The following is a 4281-nucleotide window of genomic DNA, read 5'->3' on the forward strand; positions in this document are numbered from 1 at the left end:
AGGATGTCTTGGAGGACAGACCTCTTCTACGGGAGCTCCGCTGCTTTGCCTACCGGCCTTGACATGCAGGCCCCACGCTTAACTGAACGGCGTTGCTTCTAGTCCGGCCCCGGTGTCCGCCTGCCGGAACGCCGCAGCCGCCGCCCGGTCCTCTTCCTAGGCTGGCGTGATGATCAAGGATCTGCGCATCTGCTTCATCGGGGACTCGTTCACCCAGGGCGTCGGCGACCCGGAGTTCCGGGGCTGGGCCGGCCGGGTGCTCCAAGCGGCCGGCGGGGAGGCCGCCGGACTCACGGCCTTCAACCTGGGCGTCCGCCGCAACACCTCGGCCGACGTGCTGGCCCGCTGCTGGGCGGAGGTCGGGGTGCGGGCGGTGCCCGGGGCGGACAACCGGCTGGTCGTCTCGGTCGGCAGCAACGACACCGTGCTGGAGGACGGCCGGCCGCGGGTGGCGCCGGACCGCTGCCTGGAGAACCTGGCCGCGCTGCTGGACGGCGCCCGCGAGCGCGGCCTCGGCGTGCTGGTGGTGGGGCCGCCGCCGGTGGTCTGCGGGGGCGCCGGGCACCTGGACCGGCTGCTGGAGCTGGCCGGGCGGACGGCGGCGCTCTGTGCCGCCCGCGGCGTGCCGTTCGTCGACGTGACGGCGGCGCTCGCCGCGGATCCGGGCTGGGTGCGCGAGGCGGGCGGCGGCGACGGAGCCCACCCCGGGGCGGGCGGCTACCGCCTCCTCGCCGACCTCGTGCTGGCCGGCGGCTGGCGGGAGTGGCTGCTCGGAGCCGGGGCTTGACCTCGAGTGCGCTCGAAGATGGAGGCTGGGTCCCGTTGATCCACCGGACGAACTGAACCGCGGGACGAGCACGTCCCGCGGACGAACGGAGAACCGTGATGCGTACCAGCACGCTCGGCAGCCAGGGCCCCGAGGTCGGCGTGGTCGGCCTCGGCTGCATGGGGATGACCTGGGCCTACGACCTGCGGAACCGCGACGACGAGACCTCGGTGCGGGTGATCCGCGAGGCGCTGGACCTCGGCGTCACCCTGATCGACACCGCCGACATCTACGGGCCGTACAGCAACGAGGAGGTGGTCGGCGCCGCCCTGGCCGGCCCGTACCGGGAGCGCGCGGTGCTGGCCACCAAGGTGGGCCTGGTGCCGGGGACCGGCGACAAGCGGGTCGGGAACGACGGCCGGCCGGAGCACGTGCGGCGCTCGATCGACGAGAGCCTGCGCCGCCTCGGCACCGACCACGTGGACCTCTACCAGCTGCACCGGGTGGACCCGGAGGTGCCGATCGAGGAGACCTGGGGCGCGCTCGCCGAGGTCGTCGCGGCCGGCAAGGCGCGCCGGATCGGCCTCTCCGAGGTGACGGTCGAGCAGATCAAGCGTGCGCAGGCGGTGCACCCGGTGGCCTCCGTGCAGTCCGAGCTGTCGCTGTGGACCCGGGACGCGCTGGCCGAGGTGCTGCCGTACACCGAGGCCGAGGGCATCGCCTTCCTGCCGTTCTCGCCGCTCGGCCGGGGCTTCCTGACCGGCAGCATCTCCTCCGTCGACCAGCTGCCGGCCGACGACTTCCGCCGCTCGCTGCCGCGGTTCCAGCAGGAGGCGCTGGAGGCCAACCTGGCGCTGGTGGCGAAGGTGAAGGAGGTCGCCGGGCGGGTCGGTGCGACCCCGGCGCAGGTGGCGCTGGCCTGGGTGCTGGCGCAGGGCCGGTACGTGCTGCCGATCCCGGGCACCAAGACGCCCGCGTACCTGGCGGACAACGCGGGCGCGGCCGACGTGGTGCTCCCGGCGGCGGACCTCGCCGAGCTGGACGCGCTGCCCGCGCCGACCGGCGGCCGGTACTGAGGCTCCGCCACCGGGGCCCCGCCAACCGGGGCCCGACTGCCGAGGCCCCGGTAGCGGGGCGGGCCGCCGGACGCCCGCCCCGCGCCGACCGGCGGGCCGTCGCCGGGCCCGGTCAGCCCTCCGTGACCCAGACCAGCTGCCGCCCGGTCTCGCCGGGCGCCCGGACCGCCACGTCGGCGATCCGGTCGAGCCGGTAGCCGAGCTTGCGCGGGACGGCGGCGCTGGCGGCGTTGGCCTGGTCGCAGTGGATCTCGACCCGCCCGATCCCGGGCAGCGCGAGCGCGGCGGCGGTCAGCGCCCGCGCGGCGGTGGTGGCGATGCCCCGGCCGGCGCGGTCCGCGCTCACCCAGTAGCCGATCTCCAGCGCGCCCGGCCCGATCCGCCCGTGCAGGCCGAACGAGCCGATCACGCTGCCGGGTTCGGCGTCCAGGCCGAGCAGGTAGATGAAGTCCGTGCCGGCGTCCCAGGCGGCGGACCCGGCTCTGGTCACCTCGGCGGTCCGGGCGCGGCTGGGGGCTTCGGCCGCCCAGGCCAGCCAGGGCCGCAGGTGGTCGAGGTTGGCGTGGACGGCGGCGTTGAGCGCGGCCGCACGGTCGGCCGCGCGGCGGTGCAGCGAGACCCCGCCGGCCAGCCGCAGCAGCTCCGGCGGCCGGCCGGGGGAGACCTCGCAGGAGCGTGACATGACATGGCTCATGACCGCGATTATGGCTGCGGCCCGGACCCGTCACCACCGGCGAACCGCCGGGGTCCCGGGCGCCGCCCGGGGGCGCGTCAGAGGCGCACCAGCACCTCGCCGAGCTCCTTGCGCCGCAGGTCGGGGACGCGCGCGCCGTCCGCCGGGTACCCCACCGGGATGACGTAGGCGGCCCGCTCCTCGGCCGGCCGTTCGCACACCTCGTTGAGGAACCTCATCGGGCTCGGGGTGTGGGTGAGGGTGGCCAGCCCGGCCTGGTGCAGGCCGGCGAGTAGCAGCCCGACCGCGATGCCGACCGACTCCTTGGTGTAGTACGGGCGCGGCGAGTGCGGGCCCTTGTGCACCTCGAACACCACGATCACCGCGGGCGCGTCCTCCAGGAAGGGCTTCTGCCAGTCGGTGCCGATCGGCGCCAGCGCGGCCAGCCACTCCTCGGAGGCCCGGTGCGCGTAGAACTCGCGCTCCTCCGCCTCGGCGGCCTCGCGCAGCCGGCGCTTGCGCTCCGGGTCGGTGATCACCACGAACCGCCACGGCTGGACGTGCGCGCCGCTCGGGGCGGTGTTCGCGGTGCGGACGGCCCACTCGACCACGCCGTCCGGGATCGGGCGGGTCGAGTAGTCCCGGACGGTCCGGCGCTGCGCCATCACGTCGTGGAAGGACCTGCTGCGTGCCTCCGCCTCGTGGGCGGGCACCGTCATCGGGCGGAGCAGGACGCTCGGGTACGAGGTGCCGGCCGCCGCTGTGCTGTCAACCATGGCCGACAGCACAGCACATGGCGGCGCGCCCGGGAAGAGGTAGAGACCACTACGCGGTGTTCAGCCCTCGTGGACGCGCCCGTCCCGGACCTCGATCCGCCGGTTCACCGTGACCGTGTCCAGCATCCGCCGGTCGTGCGTGACCAGCAGCAGCGTGCCGGTGTACGAGGCGAGCGCGGACTCCAGCTGCTCGATGGCGGGCAGGTCCAGGTGGTTGGTGGGCTCGTCGAGCACCAGCAGGTTCACCCCGCGCGCCTGGAGCAGCGCGAGCGCCGCCCGGGTCCGCTCGCCCGGCGAGAGGGTGCCGGCCGGGCGCAGCACGTGCGCCGCCTTGAGGCCGAACTTGGCCAGCAGGGTGCGGACCTCCTCCGGCGTGAACTCCGGTACGGCGGCGGCGAACGCCTCCGCCAGCGGCTCGCCGCCCAGGAACAGCCCGCGTGCCTGGTCCACCTCGCCGACCACCACGCCCGACCCCAGTGCGGCGCTGCCGCCGTCGAGTTCGAGCCGGCCGAGCAGCGCGGCCAGCAGCGTGGACTTGCCCGCGCCGTTGGCGCCGGTGATCGCGACCCGGTCGGCCCAGTCGATCTGCAGGTCCACCGGGCCGAAGGCGAAGTCGCCGCGGCGGGCGGCGGCCCCGCGCAGGGTGGCGACCACCGAACCGGAGCGCGGTGCGGTGGCGATCTCCATCCGCAGCTCCCACTCCTTGCGCGGCTCCTCGACCACCTCCAGCCGCTCGATCATCCGCTGGGTCTGCCGGGCCTTGGAGGCCTGCTTCTCGGTGGACTCGGCGCGCATCGCACGCCCGATCTTGTCGTTGTCGGAGGACTTGCGGCGCGCGTTGCGCACCCCGTGCTCCATCCAGCCGCGCTGCATCCGGGCCCGGGCCTCCAGCGAGGACCTGGTGTCGGCGTACTCCTCGTACTCCTCGCGGGCGTGCCGGCGGGCCACCGCGCGCTCCTCCAGGTACGCCTCGTAGCCGCCGCCGTACAG

General features: G+C 75.1%; 5 protein-coding genes. 2 read left to right on the forward strand and 3 right to left on the reverse strand.

The annotated features are described in order from the left end of the window. Positions 1–169: 169 nt before the first annotated feature. The gene (locus ABZ885_RS36310; RefSeq protein ID WP_360198641.1) at positions 170–787 is read left to right on the forward strand and encodes a GDSL-type esterase/lipase family protein; all 618 of its coding nucleotides are present in this window, start codon (positions 170–172) and stop codon (positions 785–787) included. 98 nt (positions 788–885) lie between these two features. Beyond that, the gene (locus tag ABZ885_RS36315) at positions 886–1842 is read left to right on the forward strand and encodes an aldo/keto reductase (RefSeq protein ID WP_360198644.1); all 957 of its coding nucleotides are present in this window, start codon (positions 886–888) and stop codon (positions 1840–1842) included. Between the two features lie 112 nt (positions 1843–1954). Here ABZ885_RS36315 and ABZ885_RS36320 read toward each other — a convergent pair whose 3' ends face one another. The 3 genes from ABZ885_RS36320 to ABZ885_RS36330 form a co-directional block, all read right to left on the reverse strand. Further along, entirely contained in the window at positions 1955–2536 is a 582-nt protein-coding gene (locus ABZ885_RS36320; protein ID WP_360198647.1) for a GNAT family protein, read from the reverse strand. A gap of 77 nt (positions 2537–2613) precedes the next feature. Further along, positions 2614–3291: a nitroreductase family protein gene (locus tag ABZ885_RS36325; protein ID WP_360198649.1), complete on the reverse strand. Its 678-nt coding sequence runs from the start codon at positions 3289–3291 to the stop codon at positions 2614–2616. A gap of 60 nt (positions 3292–3351) precedes the next feature. Next, positions 3352–4281: ATP-binding cassette domain-containing protein (locus ABZ885_RS36330; protein ID WP_360198652.1), on the reverse strand; the 930-nt coding region annotated here is incomplete at its 5' end.

The sequence above is a fragment of the Kitasatospora sp. NPDC047058 genome (genome assembly GCF_040643935.1).
GTDB lineage: Bacteria > Actinomycetota > Actinomycetes > Streptomycetales > Streptomycetaceae > Kitasatospora.